The sequence below is a fragment of the Pseudomonas sp. AC211 genome (assembly GCF_979258055.1).
In genome coordinates this window covers 2,951,399-2,969,015 of record NZ_OZ409830.1, presented here as the reverse complement: position 1 = coordinate 2,969,015, position 17,617 = coordinate 2,951,399, and the positions used below count along the sequence as shown (strand labels likewise).

The following is a 17,617-nucleotide window of genomic DNA, read 5'->3' as shown; positions in this document are numbered from 1 at the left end:
ATATTTAAGGCGCGGGGGCACCGGGCAATTTGTTGATGCGCGGAAGGTCTGCTGCGTGGATCGTGCTCTTAAGCACCGGGCGGGAAAATAAAGAGGTGTTAATCGAGAGGCAACGCAGGCATTGCGCCAGCTAATTTGCTCATATCCACCCGCGATCAGGCCCTAAGCAACGGGGCCCGTGCGGTTGCTGTAGAAGCATGGAAACGCTCCGTCGCGCGGCCTACAGAAACTTCAGCCACGTCCACCAGCACAACGTCAACGAGCCGAGGCAGAAAGGCTCTTGGTCTTAGCGTCCAATACCATCGCCCGCAACGCCACCAACGTTTCCTTGCCCGCCGGAAAATCGAACACGCCGCTTTCCGACAGCGTCGTCACCCGTTCGCCATTGCTCAGGGTGAACTCGATAAACGCCAGATGCTCCGACCAAGAGCGATAACGCCGCGTCATGAAAATCGCGTGCCGCGAAGTTACCGAGCGCACCTGCGTGAGCGGGATACGGCGGTGTTCCAGGCCGGTCACCAACAGCTCATCGCCATGCACCAACACGGGCAGGCTGCGCTTCACCCAAAACCACTCTACCGCGAAACGCCCCGTTATCAGCAGCATAAACAGCGCGAACACCTTGGCTTCGCCATTGGGCGTTTCGAACAGCGCCATTACCGTCATGCCGCTCATCACCATCAGCAGCAATAGGGTAATCAGGCGATAGAAATGCACCTTATGAAACTCGGAAAGGGTAAGTAAGCGCAGATCCATGGGGCGGCTTCCTGAGGTGAGCACAGCTAAAAAACAAGCGAACGGCGATTGGAACAGACAACTGTCAGCCCTGCGCAGGCATGTCATCAAACTGTGGCCTGGCGCCTATTTTTCCCGGCGAGCGGGACGCTTCGGCTATCATCCGCGCCCCTTAATGCCCACCGCACGCGCAGGTCATCATGCCCGGCAACGCCCTTTATACCGACCTGTCCGGCTACTACGACCTGATGTGCGCCGACATCGACTACCGCGCCCAAAGCCACAGCGCCCATCGTCTGCACCAACTTTTCGGCAACGCCGGCAAGCGCCACCTCGACCTCGCCTGCGGCACCGGCCCCCATGTGCGCCACTTCCTCGACGCCGGCTACCAAAGCGCCGGCCTCGACATCAACCCACCCATGCTCGACAAAGCCCGACTGCGCTGCCCCGAAGCGCACTTCAGCGCCCAGGACATGTGCGCCTTCACCGTGGCCGAACCGGTCGACCTCATCACCTGCTTTCTGTACTCCATCCACTACAGCGCCACCCTCGAGCGCCTCACCGGCTGCATCGCCGCCGCCCACAACGCCCTGGCCGCAGGCGGCGTGTTTTGCTTCAACGCCGTGGACAAAAACCACATCGACAACGCCTCCTTCGTCTCCCACACCGCCCAGCACCAGGACAGCCTTTTCGGCTTCAGCTCGTCGTGGAGCTACCCCGGAGTAGGGGAGCGGCAATCGTTGAAACTGCGAATTGAACGGACAGTGGGCGAGGGCGCGATGCAGGTGTGGCATGACGAGCACGCGATGGTGGCGGTGAGCTTTGCTGAGCTGCGCGGGTTGTTGGAGCGGTACTTCGAGGTGCGGGTGATGGCGCACGATTATCAGAAGTTGGTGGAGTGGGATGGGGTGGTGGGAAACGCGCTATTTGTTTGTGTGAAAGCTTGAAGAAGAGCGTTACCAAAGCGCGGGTCAGTAGATAGCTACTCAATCGCCCGCAAAAATTGGAGCAGCGCTGCATTAACCGCGCCCGGCGACTCCACCATGGCGATATGCGACGTATCGGCCAGCACCACCATCTGCGCGCCCGCAATGTTTTGCGCGATTACCGCCGCAGCGGCGGGCGGTGTGCTCGGGTCCAGGTCGCCAACCAAAACGAGGGTAGGGCAGGCGATTTCCCCGAGCCGCTTCTCGACATCAAAGGTCGCAATCATCCGCCACATGGCCGCGTGCACGGTTGGGTCGTCCGCCAGCAACATGGCCGTCACGCGGGCCATCAGCTCGGTGCGTTCGCGCCGGGTCTGCGCGCTAAACCACCGCTCCAGGCTGGATTGAATCACGGCCGCCATCCCGCCGTGTTCCACCGCCAGCGCGCGGGCGCGCATGCCCTCGCGCGCCGCATCGGCAAAGCTGGCAGCCGTAGCGATCAGGCACAACGAGCGCACCCGCGCGGGGTAAGCCAACGCCAACGTTTGCGCCACCATACCGCCCACCGAAATCCCCACCACATGCACGGCGCCGTTGCCGAGGTGCTCGATCAGCTGCGCCACCTGGGCACCGATACCCGCAAAGCTAAACCCATCCGCCCGCGCAACCGAACCGCCATGGCCGGGAAGGTCGAACGCCACCACCTGAAAGTGCGGCGCGAGCGCCTGAACCTGCTCATCCCACCACGTTAAGTCGTAACCCACCGGGTGAATCAGCAACACCGTGCCGGCGCCCGACAACCCCGTTCTGCGCCAATTAAGCCCGGAGCTATCGCGTTGACTGCCGATGGATAAATGCATTGAATAAACCTCCTTTGCCGGGTGAGCGAGCATGCTAAGCGCGCGCCGCCCAAGGGCGTAAGTAGGCACTTTGAAGTAACCCCGCCATGAGGCCGCCATGCCATCAACAACCCCAGCCCCGCATTTCGAGCAACCCGGCGAAGCCTGCCAAATGCACGGCCTGCTCGAACTGCTCTCCGGGCCCTGGACCCTGCACATCCTCTGCTCACTGGCCATCAACGGGCCGATGCGCTTTGGCGAACTAAAACGGCACATAAACGGCATCTCCGCCCGACTGCTCACCGTGCGCCTGCGAATGCTTGAAGCGCGCGGCTTTATTAACCGCCACGCGACCGACCAGGTGCCGTCAGAAGTCACGTACTCGCCAGCGCAGCGGTTAGAAGAAATGCAGGTAGTGATAAAGGCGCTGAAAGGCTTGGCGGTTAAGTGGGAAGGGGAGGATGTTGGGATAGAGGGCTAGACGGGCTGGCAAAGATGCTGGAAGGGGGGCTTTCGGGTAGGGTGACGATTAGTTAAAAATTGTAAGTAAGGCCCTGTGGTCATTATTACAAACGGGCCGCAGAGGAATGCGAAGCCAAATATAGATTTCCAAAAATAATAATTGATCATTTTTATGCAGTTCGCGATCTGAAGTTGAAGTGCTCACTGCTTAAGAACTTCCGATTTGATTATGATAGTGAACAACGTCATCGCGCCGAGTAGACATAATATGTTCCACTGGAAAAAAGCTAGTTTTCTCTTGAGGGAATTGGGGAAGAGCCTAATGTCCTCTTCGTCAACATGGCGGCGTTTGAGGTAGAAGTTAGGAAAGGTAACCACGCTCGATATTCCTCCGACGACGATTAGCGTTCCCCAGACGCCTCCAAACCGTATCGGAGCGAGAGCTACAATTATCGGGCTATTTTTAAGGTGGGAAAGCATTAAATCCATTTTCGTATAGCCTATATGCAATGCGATGCCTAACCAGATGGCTTGTGCCAGGAGCACTAAACCGCAGAGAGTACCGAGAATTTGCTCGGCGGTATTCATTAGTGATTTACCTTCTGCGAAAAGAAAGGGGTGAAAAGCTTGATCTGTTTTTTGTTCTGTGGGTTTCGCATGAACGCAAAGCATACCTAGAACTTTTGCTCGGCAGTTAACTACCGCCCGATGCGTGGTTGCCTTAAAGATCAAGGTTAATGGTGTACTTTATAATCAATAAAAGAGCCATGCAGCTTAGTAACAGGATTACGGCCCGGTACAGTCTCGTTAATTTTATTTTTAGCTTGGCTGGAAAGTTGTTGATGTCGTCAGCACCGATTGTTCCGCGTTTGATATAGAAATTCGGGAATGCTACGAATCCTGCAATGCCCCTACCAGTAGCAATACACCCCATGGGCCGCCGTGCCGTAGCGATGCCAGAGCCGTAACCGCAGAGCTTTTCTTTAGATGACTGAGCATCAAATCCATTTGCGTATATCCGATTCGCAGGGCCATACCATTCCAAATAATAAGTGATAAAATAACCACCCCGAGTGAATAGCCGATGATGTAATCAGATGTACTCATTTCGTTTCGTTTATATTTTGCGTGATAGCTGAATTGCTCAACTGCCAGTGGGATATTGTGTCTTTCGGTGAGGGCGACCTCATAATAGACCGAGCTGAATCGGCACTCCTATCAAGGCCATCAGTAGTAATAACCAGATTACGGTCCATTGAATTATAACTAGCTTACGTTTGATGGGTAGGGGGAGGTTTTCTAAATCCGCCCTGCTCAGTTGTCCGCGTTTCAAGTGCGAGTCAGGGAATGTAACAATCCCAGATATGCCGCCGATTAGTATTAACTTTCCCCAGGGGCCGGCGTGTCTAAGAGGCGCTCTCACTTTTATTGCAGCACAGTTTCGTAGGCAGTCGAGTATCAGCTCCATCTTTGTATATGCCAAATGCAGGCAAACGCCGATCCAAATTACTAGTCCTGCTAAGTCGAACATTGCTGCAGTGAGGAAGACTTTCTCTATGACGGTCAAATTTGGTTGCCTCATATATTTTTGCTCCGCTCCGCCATTGCAGGCCCTTCGACGAACTGCTTGCCTGTATTTATTAAATTTCTGGCACGCTACGATGGAGCTGCGACGCCCGCAAGGCTAGTTACTAAATTGGGGGCGATTACAAGTACGTTGCATTTAATTTGCTCACATGGGAAATATCGACGTGCTGATGAGCCAGATAAAGCCCCCGATCATCAACGACGCTACAACTTTAATTTTGGTTTTAAGACGGGGCGGGAAGGCCTTTAAATCCACAGCACTTAGCTCTCCGCGCCTTAAAGCTGGGCCGGGTATAAGTATCATCCCCGATAGGTGGGCTGTTAAAAGCATGGATCCCAGCCAACCCTGTCGGCGGAGTGCAGGCGCCCACGTATAGCTGTAGCGACTGTTGCTCAACGCCGCTAATATTTTATCTAGGTCGAAATATATTAAATACAAGTTGTAAAGAATCCCCGCGAAAGCAAGTGCGAATGGTGCGATATTGTAGGCAAGCGATGCCCAGAAATACCCATCATTAATCACGGCTGTGTATTCTGATATAACCGTTCACCAATTTTCTCTCCCGTTTTGCCGCCAATGGTAGTACCGACCCATGCCCCTGTTCCTATAAGAACTCCGACACACACAACTCCCCCGATACCGGCGGTTGACGCCCCAATAGCCAGACAAATCGAGCCAGCCGCAGCTCCGCCTGCCCAGCCGCCGAGCATGCCCCCAGCAGTTGCACCAGAAAACTTTCCTCCTTCTACAAACTTCACTTTCTCGCACGCGGCCCCTGGCTCCTCGCTGCAGACTTCCTGTATGGCCAGCAAAGACGAAACCCCACCGAGTCCGATAGCGATATAGCCGCCGGCGGACATGTATTTGGCGGCTCGGCTTGCCGCGCTTACGTGCGTTGCGTAACCCGGAATCTGGCCGGGTGCTCCTGCTTTGTCCCAGCGGTGCACGAGGCTCTTGGTCGATAGGCCGAGCGATTTTTTTAACTTGGGGTGGTCACCCAGGCTTGTAAAACCGCGAAGTTGCGTCGAGTTCAGCAGGCGTGCGTCCAGTTGAGCGAGAAGGCGTTTCCGTTCGGCGTGGAATTCAGGCGTTTTCAAATGTCCGTGCTGTCGATAGGTGTCATGGTGCAACCGCTCAATGGCAAGGAGAGTGTCGCGCATGCCTGCGATGTGTCTTTCCATAACCGCGGCACTAACGCCGAGCCATGTCGAGGTTTCGCCAGTAAAACCGGCGATCTCGGCGCCGTGTCGTTGCATGAAGTCAGCTTCGTCCGGTGTCAGCGGTTCCAGATCGTTGCTGATTTGCTGCGCTGCCTCCATCAGAAGCGCTTCTTCACGCATGCACAGATAGTTTCTCGGATCGCTCAATACGATCATCGAGCCCGCCTTAAAGTCACCCGCTCCAGGGTTGAGCGCTCTGAACTTGCGCATCACCGCCGGATCCGGTTGCGGGAACAGCGTGGCTTCCAGCGCTTGGCGGCTCGTACTTTTGGTCACCACATAGAAACCCGGTTCCTGAGGTTCGTCGTCGGTGACGAGGGGGAGGTCGGCGGCGCTGGAGAGGCAAACGCAGACTGGCGCGGCGCTGTGTAGGCGCTGTTTGAAACCGAGGCCGGCGATTCGGTGAAAGCGCTCGCCGCCCGCGGTGCTGGAGCTTCGTTGTGATAACGAGCGGTATGGATCGATGGGATCAGCGTGGCGGTACAGGGGCAACTGCTCCGGCTATCAAGCGTACCCGCCATGAGCTTGCCGTGGCTTTCCATGTGCGAAATACCGCCGACGATTCGGTAGATTTTTCCATCCTTTCCACACGTAACCCGGTCGCCTTCGCGTGCATGTAGCAGCCCAAAAAGGTTGATACGCGCATCGCCGTCGAGCACTTGCCCGCCACAGCTGGTTCTATCGCCGCGGCCGATGAAGAAACCCTCGCTCATTGGATTACGCCTCCACGTCGGTAAGGAAGTCTTCGGGCAGTGGTTTGTCTTCGCGCGCTACGTACAAAGCTCCTTCCAGGGGCGTGGCGACGATTTCGTCACCATTGCTAAGCCGACTTCCCACGACAGCGATAAAACTGTTGGTTTTCCCCGCAGTGGTGATGATCGTGGCCGTGCTGCCATCGGCGTACTCCACGAAATCCCCTTTACACGCGGCGCCTACTTTGTGGCCGTCGCCGAGATCGAACCTCAGCACTGATGAACCGCGCTTATCAACGCCGCCTTGCCGCGTTTTGCTGCCTTCGACGGCGATCCGGTAAATAGCGAGGGCGGGCTTTGGATGGCGGCCTGCAGATTGATCGTCAGCGTGTGCCGCCTCGCCCAACCTACGCAGGTAATCGGAGGAAGCGGTGTTGGTGAAAAGCAAAGGCGAGTAGGCGTGCATGTAAGCGTCCTGATCCTTGGTTTGGCGTTACTGGGTTGCTGCTCAGCCCCGGAACACGCGTAGCGCGTATTTCGTCAAAATTGGGCGGTGCAGAACGGACCACCACCTTGCGTTAAACGCTGCGTTGGATGAATCAGATGCGTCTTGGAAACGAGCTGCTCAATGGCCGAATGCTGGGATGCAATTAGCTACATGAACGCGGGAATCGTGCTGCGAAATGCAGGGGCTGCTAGGACGCGCACGGGAGTTGTCGGTATGGGATCAGTTACCCTCTGCAAGCGCCAACTCAAGGCGGCCGCCTACGCCTCTCTGGCCGGGGCGGTGCGTTCTGTTTGTTTTTTTGTAGCGCGACAGCGCAGTTCTATCTCTCACCTACCCGTCGGAGCTGATATGCCCCCGAAGTACAAAAGCTGCAGGACGCCATTGAATCCATTCCAGGCGTCACCGATGCCGTGGTGGAAAAGGTCGAACTTTCCGATATTCCCGAAAGCCTCTTCAGCCTGCCTCTACGGCGACCTGCCATTGGGCGCGCTACGCCGCACCCAAGGCGGCGCGTCGGACGAAGTGTTGATCGCCGTGAACTTCGGCATTTCCCGCGACGCCACGGGCCTCGACGCCCTCGAATTCATCGCCTGGTGGGTGCGCGACAGCGCACGCGGCGGTAATCCGATACAGATTCGCGCGTTGGCGCTTCCGCCGATTGGCGACCAGTTTGGGACAACGCTTCGGTTTGTTATCGACTACTTCTATGTGGATCCCGAGCAGGACATAGGGAAGCTCTTGGCCACGGTGGGGGAGCTGGCGAATGGGTTGGGTGCGTTGGTGGAGATGAACTCGAAGGTGCTAGGCCGGTGACGGCTGTTCGCTCGGTTAACCCATTTTTCAAATGGACTGGGCTTGATATGGAAAAGCTAGCGGTGGCCCTCTCGCTGATCACGTTGGTGGGCTGCATGCCTTATCAGACCGTGACGTCGCCTGATCCGAACTGGATGCGGTTGGGTGGAGAGGAGCCTGAAGGTTATCCGCGAACGTTTGTTGAGCGCTTTGACGGCAAATGCTCAATGGTTACGGAGTCTTGGTCTGAGGGGAGGATTAATGGTCGGGGGTTGTGGACTAAACATCAGTCTCGAAGAGGGGTTGATTGTCCATAGGGAGCTTGGGTAGAAGCTGGACACTCATTATCTAAAGGCGAGAAGGGGTGGATTTGTTTGGTGGCTCGGATTTAGAGCCACTTAATAAATCTGTCCCCTTTTTCGATGGTTACGGAGTCTTGGTCTGAGGGGCGGATTAATGGTCGGGGGTTGTGGACTAAACATCAGTCTCGAAGAGCGGTGGATTGTCCGTAGCGGGGGCTTGGGTAGAAGTTGGACGCTCGTTATCTAAAGGCGAGAAGGGGTGGATTTGTTTGGTGGCTCGGATTTAGAGCCACTTAATAAATCTGTCCCTTTTTCGCACAACTAGCGAAGGCGATACGAGCCGAACCTCGGTTTACTGGGCGGATTGTGGAGCTATCACTTTCAGCAGTTCGGCATAGGCCTTGGCCGAACACCCCGCTCTGAAAGCGCGCTCGCCTAACTGCTTGGCCACCGCAGGGACTCGCTTAGCCTCTCGCATGGCAAAGGTATAAAAGGCCTCCGCGCGAGCTTGCTCCAGCGTCAGCATCGGCGGCCGGCCCGCGCCGTCTTCAGTGCTTGGCGAATCGACGCAACTCATCGGCTCAAAGGCTTTCATTGGGTAGAAGGCGGCGTAGGGGTCCTTGTGGGCGGCGACCGTCACCAATACGCCATAGCGATCGTCTGCGGCCTGGAGCATTTCCTCCAGATTTCGGGCCAGGCTCACGTCCGCGCATTGTGCGCGCACGCTTAAGGCGGCAATCAATAAGTTGCTGGCTGCAGCGCGCTTGAGCAACTCACAGGAGTTGGTGTTTAAGCTCGCCCGGTTGGCAGCGTCGTGGAGCGCCGCCACGCGTAGCTGTTTCGCCAGCTCAAACTGCGCGGGTGCAAAGCCCAGGCTGGCGGAGGTTTGCAACAGTTCGAAGGGGTTGGACTGGATAAGAACAATGTAGTCAGCCAACTGCTGAATGTCTTTTTCTGAGTAGGCGAGGGGCTTAGCCTGGCTACCCAGCGTCCGCCTGATTCATCGCGTCGATCTTGGTTTGAGCGGCCATGAACTCGGTGTACTCCTGCGCACCCGGCATCGGGTGGCGGTGCACGCAGCCGGCAAGCAGGGTAAGGCAGAGGCAAAGGGAAAAGGCTCGAACGCGATCCATCACCGTACAGCTCCTTGGTAAAACAATGAGCGCTGAGGCGCAGCGCGTACATAGCACGGGGCACAGAACGTGCCCGCGTGAAGGGCGGTATGTTCAGGTTTTGCAGTGAAGGAAAGCAACTGCTAGCGGTGCGCGCTGGGTGAGCGCGTTGGCAGGCCATTGCCTGCAAGGACGGTCATAACCATTGAAACCGCAGGTGGCGGTTGCGTCAGAGTGGGTAGTAGTTTGTTCGCGCCTCTATCTCCTCAAGGCTCACGGTAGTGGACATGTCCAAGCTGGCGGTACGCTCTATCGCAAGCCGTTCGCTGCGCAAGTCTTCCAACTCATTCTGCCTCGCTCGTACAGCGTCGGCTCCAGCCAAATCCTGCTCAGCTTCGTTGTCTTTGAAATAAACCAAGTTATCTCCCTCCCTCCACAAAAACTTCGCCAAAGCGGGGTTTTGTACGTCCGGGTTATCGGGCGCCCACTTCAAAGCAGACGCCTAACAACCTCCCACCTTACGCAGCCGCCTGCTCCTGCGCTTTCGGCTCGCGAGCCGCCTGCTCCTGCGCTTTCGGCTCGCGAGCCGCCTTAGCTCGCGCTTGCGCCTGAGCCAAAAACTCAGGGTCTTGCACTTGGCACGCGTCGACCACGGCGCGGGCCATTTCGGCGAGGTATTGCAGGCCGGTCCGCTCGGCTACTTCATTGATCGCGCCGTGGCTGACGATCAGGGTTTCGAGGCAGAACAGCAGATCGGCTGCATGCTCCAGCGCGTGCTCCACGGGGATACCGGCGTTTACGGAGAACAATGTTTTCCTGTCGACGTGGCAGAAGGTGCGGCTGTCGGTGACAGCAGCGTTTTGGCTGTTCATGGTTGCACCTCTAGGAGGGCGGCAAGAGGGGAGTGGGTGATGCGGTGGGTTAGTGCGGATTGGTGTGGCATTTCCATATACCTCTACTTGATATCGTTCTTGGCGAAGGCGCCGGGAGTTAAGAAACCCAAGTAGAAGGCCGGACATATTCCCCTTGCGGGTCTTGTATTCGTCCACTCCCGGCATCAAGCAAATTTAAATCCCCACGAAAAAACTGTAGGCATTAAAAAGCCGCGTCTGTCGGGAGCGGTTAGGCCGCTACTTGGCGTTTCTTAGGCGCTGGGGAGGGACGATATGGGGGCGTCAGAACACGGTCAACGCAGGCATTGCGCCATTGTTTTGGTAATTGGAGTTAACGAATTTCAACCTGCGCCAAGTGCCGCGCGGACTTGGTGTGCTGGCACTTGAAATGGTCTGTCCGGCGGCCTACAAGCACTTGAGCAACGTCCAGCGCATGACGTTACCGACGCTGGATTCCCAAGACCTAGTTTCTCACAGCTTGCATTGCTTCACGCTTTCTTGTTGGGCTACTAATATCTCGTTCTCAGCCAGAATGCGTTCGAATTAGCGTAGCTATTTTCCGGCCACTTAGAGTTTCCGCTTACCGCTGTTCAGCCTTCCTCGGGATTTTGCCAAGTCCTTTGTGTAGATGTCTTGAACGACCCAAATTATTTCCGCTACATAGATGGGGGCTGTTAATACTGCGGCAAGCCATCGCGATACTTTGAATATGTCCATGAAGGAGCCGGAAAAAAGCCAAACGATATAAAGGCAGCAAATTAGTATGAAGATCAGAAAATATGAATTTGTCCTCGCAATTTGGTAATTGACCAAGCTTTGATTGAATCTAGAATTTTTAATTCTAATTTTCCTTCGAAATATGCATCCTTTAAGTAACTTTTTAAGGTTTTAGGTATATGCGCCAATAGGCTGGGTAGCAACAATCCTAGTGCTGTGAAAAATATGCCGGTGAACCACCAGGCTGGATCGTCAAGATTCGTTATGATTGCTTCCACATGTACTCCTAAAAGCTGGTTGATAAGGTTTGCTATATAAGGCGATTAAACAGTGGGGTCTGGTTTGTCAAGTGTTTTTGATTTCGAGCTTCTTGATAAAAATATCCTACTTTCCCCTTTTGCATCATTGTTTGGTTATTTTCCTATCTTCTCGGCGATATTGTTGAAAACAAATTCAACCGGGCTGGAAAAGGACGCGTCGCCGGAGGCTGTGGGAGTGGTTCTAAATAAACTTTCCAGAACTAAATGTCTATCTTGATCTGATTTTAGTTTTCCTTCGTTCATTAACGCAAGATAGGTCTTGGTGAAGGTGACTCGCGCCGTAGCGTCTTGTTCAAGACTTGAATATAAGGTGAACTGTCGCAATGAAACTCTAATGCATACTGCCATCAGTGCCAACAGTAGTGCTGCTCCGGTTAAGTTCTCAATAAGTCGAATATAAGAGCTTTGCGTCGTGCTGTCCAACCCATCAGAGCTTGGTTGTCCGCTTGTTATCTCAGCTTCCACCGTAACGGGGTAAAATGGGAGGGACCCTGAATAGAAGGTTGTGCTACTCAAGCTAGGTTGCTGAAAACTTGAGTCTGTTCTGCTGATTCCAGAAAGTCCGCCGTAACTATAATATATTGCGAGAAAAACAAATGTTAATATCATTGAGAGCATTACGCCGCATAGCCAATAGTGTTTTGCCTCACGGTGCTCGGTAAGGCGAGTATTCCAATATGTCGCCGTTGCTTCTAAATCCACTTGATCTCGCATGGTTTTAGTTGCGGCTTCTAAATCGAATATCGCCTGCGCTTGCAAGGTATGTGCTTGTGAGCTTCTCGCTTTCGCTTCGTCATGAATCTTTTTTGAAATGTTTATATATACGCGTTTTCGACGCTGCAGTTGGGTTTTAAAGCGCTGATAATGCGCGCGTCGCTGTGGAGCAAGCGCTTCGATTTGCGCAGAAGCATCCTTCTCCAAATCAATCATGCGTCTTTTTGCTTCATGTATAGAGTTTTCAAGTTGCAATATTCGGCCTCCAACGTAATTTTCCTTAGAGTCAAAAATTAACGAGCGCGCATTGCTATTTTCGAACATTAGGCCTGCGGCGTATGCTATTTGAAGTTTGTAGGCGGGGCTGTTGAATAAATAACTGATGCCGCTACGTTTTACCAGGTCGCTATTAATGTCTACAATAAAAATATAAAGAGCAAGCGCGGTCATTGCGCCGAACTGTTCATGGGTTAATTCAACCAGTTTAGCTTCTTCGCTATTTTGGTCGATGTATTTGATTCCCGCGTCTAGGTCTAGGTGCTGAGGTAATTCTGGTAGGCGCAGGTATGAGTGGGGTGCGTTAGAAATGGCTGAGAAACTTCGCCCGCAGCGTTTCGCAAATCTTGGGGGTGTAGTTAAGTTGTTGATCCATTCCCAATATGATAGCTCATTTAATAAGAAATCGCGGACTTCAGACTCGGAGTTCATTGTGTGTATTTTGTCGTGGTAATGTATTTCATAAAATTCGTGCATGCAGGGCTTACCTTGTTGTTAGATCTCTGGAGTTACGATGGGTGTGATATCTTTCGGTTTCAATGGTATCCCTTCACTAGGTGCGAGCGGTTTAATATGTTTGGTCTTGTTTGGTTAAAGCTGCTGAGTTTGGAAAATAATTTGTGGAAAAATCTTAAACTATACTTTGTTAAAAATTCGACAATAAAAAGCCCCGCACAAGGCGGGGCTTTTTAGCTTCATCCCCAACATCCATGGCAGGTGTAGGGTGAACATACTCTGATATCAGCTGGCCATCAATCCCAGCTCAACGCCCCACCAGTCTGATACTCAATAACCCGAGTCTCAAAGAAGTTCTTCTCCTTCTTCAAATCCATAATCTCGCTCATCCACGGGAACGGGTTAGTAGTCCCTGGATACTCTTCCTTCAACCCAATCTGCGACAAGCGACGGTTGGCGATGAATTTGAGGTAGTCCTCCATCATGGCGGCGTTCATGCCGAGTACGCCGCGAGGCATGGTGTCGCGGGCGTATTCGATTTCCAGTTGCGTGCCCTGGAGGATCATTTGGGTCGCTTCGTCTTTCATCTGCGCGTCCCAGAGGCTCGGGTTTTCGATTTTGATCTGGTTGATCACGTCGATGCCGAAGTTCAGGTGCATGCTTTCGTCGCGCAGGATGTAGTTGGAACTGCTCGGCGGTGCCGGTCATTTTGTTGCGGCGGCCCATGGAGAGAATCTGGGTGAAGCCGCAGTAGAAGAAGATGCCTTCCAGTACGCAGTAGTAGGCGATTAGGTTGCGCAGGAATTGACGGTCGGTTTCCGGGGTGCCGGTTTCGAATTTCGGGTCGGAGATCGAGCGGGTGTATTTGAGGCCCCAGCTGGCTTTTTTAGCGACCGATGGGATCTCGTGGTACATGTTGAAGATCTCGCCTTCGTCCATGCCCAGCGATTCGATGCAGTACTGGTAGGCGTGGGTGTGAATCGCCTCTTCGAAGGCTTGGCGCAGGATGTACTGGCGGCATTCGGGGTTGGTGATCAGGCGGTACACGGCCAGTACCAGGTTGTTGGCAACCAGGGAGTCGGCGGTGGAGAAGAAGCCGAGGTTGCGGCATGACGATGCGGCGTTCGTCTTCGCTAAGGCCGTCGTTGCTCTTCCACAGGGCAATGTCGGCGTTCATGCTTTACTTCTTGCGGCATCCAACGGTTGGCGCAGCCGTCGAGATATTTCTGCCAGGCCCAGTCGTATTTGAAGGGTACGAGTTGGTTGAGGTCGGCACGGGCGTTGATCATTTGCTTGTCGCCGACGTGCACGCGGGCGCTGGTGCCGGCCAGGTCGTCGAGGCCTTCCTGGATGTCCAGGTCGTTCAGGGCGGATTTGGCGCGGGCCACGGCGTCGGAGTCGTTGGCGTCTACGGCGCGGGCTTCGAGGGCGGCGTTACCGCCAACCTGGTTAAGCTTGTCGAGGCTCATGTCGTTGACGGCGGCGTTGGTGGAAGGGGCAGCGGCTTCGGCGCTGTCCTCTTTGTCGAATTCATCCCAGCTCCAGCATGTGTTTGCTCCCGGCTTTGGGCCGTGCGCCTGGGGCGGGCGGCCTTTGGGAGTTTCTAGTCTAGTTCGATGCTTGTGCACGCAAAGCAGGGACTGACTTTTTTGGTTTTATTCCAGCCCGGCGATGGGTTGCCGGGTTGGGTTGGGTTGTTTGGTGGGGATTTGTGTTGGGGCTTCCCCTCACCCCAACCCTCTCCCGTGGGGAGAGGGGGCTAGCTGTTTGTAGCCGGGGGAGGGGGCGGGGGTGGGCCGCCTTCTGGCTTGGCTTGAGATTCTGGATCCCCGCGTTCGCGAGGATGACGGTGGGTGATTAAAATTCTCCGTCATCCCCGCGCAGGCGGTGGTCCGACATTTCGGAATCCAGAATCTCGCGCGGGACTACCTTATTGGCAAGCCTCGCAATCCGGCTCGTCGATGGCGCAGGCCTTCGGAACTGGTGCTGGGCCGGCTTGTTGGGCTGGTGCTGCCGACTGGGCCGGTGCTGCGCTTTGGCTTTCGCCACCACCGCTCGACACGGCGTTCAGTTTGCCGGTGTTGATGGTGGATTTTTCGGTGCTGGTGGCGGCCAGGGCGCGGAGGTAGTAGGTGGTTTTCAGGCCACGGTACCAAGCCATGCGGTAGGTCACGTCCAGTTTCTTGCCGCTGGCGCCTGCGATGTAGAGGTTCAGGGACTGGGCCTGGTCGATCCATTTCTGGCGACGGCTGGCGGCGTCCACGATCCACTTGGTGTCGACTTCAAACGCGGTGGCGTAGAGGTCTTTCAGTTCTTGCGGAATACGCTCGATCTGTTGCACCGAACCGTCGTAGTACTTGAGGTCGTTGATCATGACCGAGTCCCACAGGCCGCGGGCTTTGAGGTCGCGTACCAGGTAGGGGTTGATCACGGTGAATTCGCCCGAGAGGTTCGATTTCACGTACAGGTTCTGGTAGGTCGGTTCGATCGACTGCGACACGCCGGTGATGTTGGCGATGGTGGCGGTCGGTGCGATGGCCATGATGTTGGAGTTACGGATGCTCTTCTGTACGCGCTCACGAACCGGCGCCCAGTCCAGGCTTTCGGCCAGGTCGACGTCGATGTATTTCTGGCCGCGTTGCTCGATCAGGATTTGCTGCGAGTCGAGCGGCAGAATGCCTTTGCTCCACAGCGAGCCCTGGAAGGTTTCGTAGGCGCCACGCTCATCAGCCAGGTCGCACGAGGCTTGAATGGCGTAGTAGCTGACCGCTTCCATGGAGCTGTCGGCGAACTGCACGGCAGCGTCCGAGCCGTACGGAATGTGCTGCAGGTACAGCGCGTCCTGGAAGCCCATGATGCCGAGGCCAACCGGGCGGTGTTTGAAGTTCGAGTTACGCGCTTGCGGCACCGAGTAGTAGTTGATGTCGATAACGTTATCGAGCATGCGGGAACGGCGGTGTTCACGGTGCGTTGCAGTTTGGCCAGGTCCAGCTTGCCGTCGACGATGTGGTTCGGCAGGTTGATGGAGCCCAGGTTGCAAACGGCGATTTCGTCCTTGTTGGTGTTCAAGGTGATTTCGGTGCACAGGTTCGAGCTGTGAACCACGCCCACGTGCTGCTGGGGGCTGCGCAGGTTGCATGGGTCTTTGAAGGTCAGCCATGGGTGGCCGGTTTCAAACAGCATGGAGAGCATCTTGCGCCACAGGTCTTTGGCTTGGATGGTCTTGAACAGTTTGATTTTGCCGCCGTACTGAGTCAGGGCTTCGTAGTACTCGTAGCGCTCTTCGAAGGCTTTACCGGTCAGGTCGTGCAGGTCTGGCACTTCGCTTGGCGAGAACAGGGTCCACGGGCCGTCGTCGAAGACGCGCTTCATGAACAGGTCTGGAATCCAGTTGGCGGTGTTCATGTCGTGGGTGCGGCGACGGTCGTCACACGGTGTTTTTACGCAGCTCGATGAACTCTTCGATGTCCATGTGCCAGGTTTCCAGGTAGGCACATACCGCACCTTTGCGCTTGCCGCCCTGGTTTACCGCTACGGCGGTGTCGTTGACTACTTTGAGGAACGGCACAACACCTTGCGATTTGCCGTTGGTGCCTTTGATGTAGGCGCCCAGCGAGCGAACCGGTGTCCAGTCGTTGCCCAGGCCGCCGGCGAATTTGCTCAGCAGCGCGTTGTCGCGAATGGCGTCGTAGATGCCGCCCAGGTCGTCCGGCACGGTGGTCAGGTAGCACGAGCTCAGCTGTGCACGCAGGGTACCGGCGTTGAACAGGGTAGGGGTGGAGCTCATGTAGTCGAACGACGACAGCAGGTTGTAGAACTCGATGGCGCGGTCTTCTTTCTGCTTCTCTTCAATCGCCAGGCCCATGGCCACGCGCATGAAGAACACTTGCGGCAGTTCGAAACGGATGCCGTCTTTGTGGATGAAGTAGCGGTCGTACAGGGTTTGCAGGCCCAGGTAGGTGAACTGCTGGTCGCGCTCGTGGTTGATAGCTTTGCCCAGTTTTTCCAGGTCGAAGTCTTTCAGCACGGGGTTGAGCAGTTCGAACTCAACGCCTTTTTCGATGTAGGCCGGCAGCGCTTTGGCGTACAGGTCGGCCATCTCGTGGTGGGTGGCGCTGGTGGCGACACCGAGGAAGCCCAGGCCTTCGGCGCGGATGTTGTCCATCAGCAGGCGGGCGGTCACGTAGGAGTAGTTCGGCTCACGCTCAACCAGGGTACGGGCGGTCATCACCAGGGCGGTGTTGACGTCGTTCTGGGCCACGCCGTCGTACAGGTTTTTCAGGGTTTCGCGTTGGATCAGGTCGCCGTCCACTTCAGCCAGGCCTTCGCAGGCTTCGGTGACGATGGTGTTCAGGCGGCCCATGTCCAGCGGCGTCACGCTGCCGTCGGGGTGGGTCACGCGAATGCTTGGGTGCGGCTGTGCCGGTTCGTTGCTGCCACGTACGGCGCGCTCTTTGGTGCGGGCGTCGCGGTAGATGACGTAGTCGCGGGCCACTTTCTGCTCGCCGGCACGCATCAGGGCCAGTTCAACCTGGTCCTGAATTTCTTCGATGTGGATAGTGCCGCCAGACGGCATGCGGCGCTTGAAGGTGGCGCTGACTTGTTCGGTCAGGCGTGCAACGGTCTCGTGAATACGCGACGAAGCGGCAGCGGTGCCGCCCTCAACTGCGAGAAAGGCCTTGGTAATGGCAACGGTGATTTTGTCATCGGTATACGGCACCACGGTGCCGTTACGTTTGATCACGCGCAGCTGGCCAGGGGCGGTGGCGTTCAGGTCCTGAGTGGTGTCAGGCACTTGAGGCGCTACGGCCTGGGGGTTCTCGCGAGAGAGGTCGGTCTGCATGAATGTCTCCGTGTTCTGCATTTATCTAAGTTTGGACACTGTCTGGTGAAGCCGTTCATTCCGTGTGTCTTAGAGCCCAAGGGCCCAAAGCCAGGTATTTCAAATAACCACATGCCACAAAACAGATCGCCCTGCGCCTGGCGCGCCCGAGTAAGGGGAGGCCGGCAGCAAGGCGTTCAACAGGTCTGAGGGGTACTGCTCAAGCTCATCCCTGGCTCAAAA

13 protein-coding genes and 2 pseudogenes are annotated in these 17,617 nt (G+C 55.6%); 3 read left to right on the top strand and 12 right to left on the bottom strand.

The genetic code is table 11. From position 1 onward, the window contains the following. Window positions 1-255: 255 nt before the first annotated feature. On the bottom strand, window positions 256-756 hold the full coding sequence (locus tag ACZZZP_RS13855) for a hypothetical protein (RefSeq protein ID WP_463383101.1): 501 nt from the start codon (window positions 754-756) through the stop codon (window positions 256-258). Between the two features lie 179 nt (window positions 757-935). Between ACZZZP_RS13855 and ACZZZP_RS13850 the strand changes: the two genes are divergently transcribed. Continuing rightward, the gene (locus tag ACZZZP_RS13850; protein WP_463383100.1) at window positions 936-1,682 is read left to right on the top strand and encodes a class I SAM-dependent DNA methyltransferase; all 747 of its coding nucleotides are present in this window, start codon (window positions 936-938) and stop codon (window positions 1,680-1,682) included. A 35-nt stretch (window positions 1,683-1,717) separates the two neighbouring features. Here ACZZZP_RS13850 and ACZZZP_RS13845 read toward each other — a convergent pair whose 3' ends face one another. After that, window positions 1,718-2,521 carry an alpha/beta fold hydrolase gene (locus tag ACZZZP_RS13845; protein ID WP_463383099.1) on the bottom strand — a complete coding sequence of 268 codons (804 nt, stop codon included), beginning with the start codon at window positions 2,519-2,521 and terminating at the stop codon, window positions 1,718-1,720. 97 nt (window positions 2,522-2,618) lie between these two features. Here ACZZZP_RS13845 and ACZZZP_RS13840 point away from each other — a divergent pair, with 97 nt between their 5' ends. Next, entirely contained in the window at window positions 2,619-2,981 is a 363-nt protein-coding gene (locus ACZZZP_RS13840) for a winged helix-turn-helix transcriptional regulator (protein ID WP_463383098.1), read from the top strand. Between the two features lie 182 nt (window positions 2,982-3,163). On the opposite strand, the gene ACZZZP_RS13835 is transcribed toward ACZZZP_RS13840, so the two are convergent. From ACZZZP_RS13835 to ACZZZP_RS13820, 4 genes are all read right to left on the bottom strand, one after another. Continuing rightward, window positions 3,164-3,550 carry a hypothetical protein gene (locus ACZZZP_RS13835; protein ID WP_463383097.1) on the bottom strand — a complete coding sequence of 129 codons (387 nt, stop codon included), beginning with the start codon at window positions 3,548-3,550 and terminating at the stop codon, window positions 3,164-3,166. Window positions 3,551-5,068: 1,518 nt separating this feature from the next. Next, the gene (locus ACZZZP_RS13830) at window positions 5,069-5,980 is read right to left on the bottom strand and encodes a hypothetical protein (protein WP_463383095.1); all 912 of its coding nucleotides are present in this window, start codon (window positions 5,978-5,980) and stop codon (window positions 5,069-5,071) included. Window positions 5,981-6,042: 62 nt separating this feature from the next. Continuing rightward, window positions 6,043-6,483, bottom strand: coding sequence for a PAAR domain-containing protein (locus ACZZZP_RS13825; RefSeq protein WP_463383094.1), 441 nt, complete (start codon window positions 6,481-6,483; stop codon window positions 6,043-6,045). A 4-nt stretch (window positions 6,484-6,487) separates the two neighbouring features. After that, a complete protein-coding gene (locus ACZZZP_RS13820) occupies window positions 6,488-6,928 on the bottom strand; it encodes a hypothetical protein (RefSeq protein WP_463536597.1) in 441 nt (146 codons plus the stop codon). A gap of 447 nt (window positions 6,929-7,375) precedes the next feature. On the opposite strand from ACZZZP_RS13820, the gene ACZZZP_RS13815 reads away from it, so the two are divergent. Further along, window positions 7,376-7,783, top strand: a complete 408-nt coding sequence (locus tag ACZZZP_RS13815; RefSeq protein WP_463536596.1) for a hypothetical protein — start codon at window positions 7,376-7,378, stop codon at window positions 7,781-7,783. A 633-nt stretch (window positions 7,784-8,416) separates the two neighbouring features. Here the strand turns inward: ACZZZP_RS13815 and ACZZZP_RS13810 are convergent. The 6 genes and pseudogenes from ACZZZP_RS13810 to ACZZZP_RS13785 form a co-directional block, all read right to left on the bottom strand. Then, a complete protein-coding gene (locus ACZZZP_RS13810) occupies window positions 8,417-9,001 on the bottom strand; it encodes a hypothetical protein (RefSeq protein ID WP_463536595.1) in 585 nt (194 codons plus the stop codon). A gap of 693 nt (window positions 9,002-9,694) precedes the next feature. Continuing rightward, complete coding sequence (locus ACZZZP_RS13805; RefSeq protein ID WP_463383090.1) at window positions 9,695-10,048, bottom strand: DUF3077 domain-containing protein; 354 nt, start codon at window positions 10,046-10,048, stop codon at window positions 9,695-9,697. A gap of 791 nt (window positions 10,049-10,839) precedes the next feature. Next, the gene (locus ACZZZP_RS13800) at window positions 10,840-11,064 is read right to left on the bottom strand and encodes a hypothetical protein (RefSeq protein WP_463536594.1); all 225 of its coding nucleotides are present in this window, start codon (window positions 11,062-11,064) and stop codon (window positions 10,840-10,842) included. A gap of 135 nt (window positions 11,065-11,199) precedes the next feature. After that, on the bottom strand, window positions 11,200-12,573 hold the full coding sequence (locus tag ACZZZP_RS13795) for a hypothetical protein (RefSeq protein WP_463536593.1): 1,374 nt from the start codon (window positions 12,571-12,573) through the stop codon (window positions 11,200-11,202). Window positions 12,574-12,848: 275 nt separating this feature from the next. Continuing rightward, window positions 12,849-14,021 (bottom strand): annotated as a pseudogene (locus tag ACZZZP_RS13790) (ribonucleotide-diphosphate reductase subunit beta). 461 nt (window positions 14,022-14,482) lie between these two features. After that, window positions 14,483-17,395: pseudogene (locus ACZZZP_RS13785) on the bottom strand (ribonucleoside-diphosphate reductase subunit alpha). Between the last annotated feature and the right edge of the window lie 222 nt (window positions 17,396-17,617).

Coding starts and splice junctions, on each gene's coding strand:
- ACZZZP_RS13805 (WP_463383090.1), bottom strand. CDS start 10,048: ATGAACAGCCAAAACGCTGCTGTCACCGACAGCCGCACCTTCTGCCAC.
- ACZZZP_RS13835 (WP_463383097.1), bottom strand. CDS start 3,550: ATGAATACCGCCGAGCAAATTCTCGGTACTCTCTGCGGTTTAGTGCTC.
- ACZZZP_RS13830 (WP_463383095.1), bottom strand. CDS start 5,980: ATGCGCAAGTTCAGAGCGCTCAACCCTGGAGCGGGTGACTTTAAGGCG.
- ACZZZP_RS13855 (WP_463383101.1), bottom strand. CDS start 756: ATGGATCTGCGCTTACTTACCCTTTCCGAGTTTCATAAGGTGCATTTC.
- ACZZZP_RS13825 (WP_463383094.1), bottom strand. CDS start 6,483: ATGAGCGAGGGTTTCTTCATCGGCCGCGGCGATAGAACCAGCTGTGGC.
- ACZZZP_RS13815 (WP_463536596.1), top strand. CDS start 7,376: ATGCCGTGGTGGAAAAGGTCGAACTTTCCGATATTCCCGAAAGCCTCT.
- ACZZZP_RS13850 (WP_463383100.1), top strand. CDS start 936: ATGCCCGGCAACGCCCTTTATACCGACCTGTCCGGCTACTACGACCTG.
- ACZZZP_RS13840 (WP_463383098.1), top strand. CDS start 2,619: ATGCCATCAACAACCCCAGCCCCGCATTTCGAGCAACCCGGCGAAGCC.
- ACZZZP_RS13845 (WP_463383099.1), bottom strand. CDS start 2,521: ATGCATTTATCCATCGGCAGTCAACGCGATAGCTCCGGGCTTAATTGG.
- ACZZZP_RS13820 (WP_463536597.1), bottom strand. CDS start 6,928: ATGCACGCCTACTCGCCTTTGCTTTTCACCAACACCGCTTCCTCCGAT.
- ACZZZP_RS13795 (WP_463536593.1), bottom strand. CDS start 12,573: ATGCACGAATTTTATGAAATACATTACCACGACAAAATACACACAATG.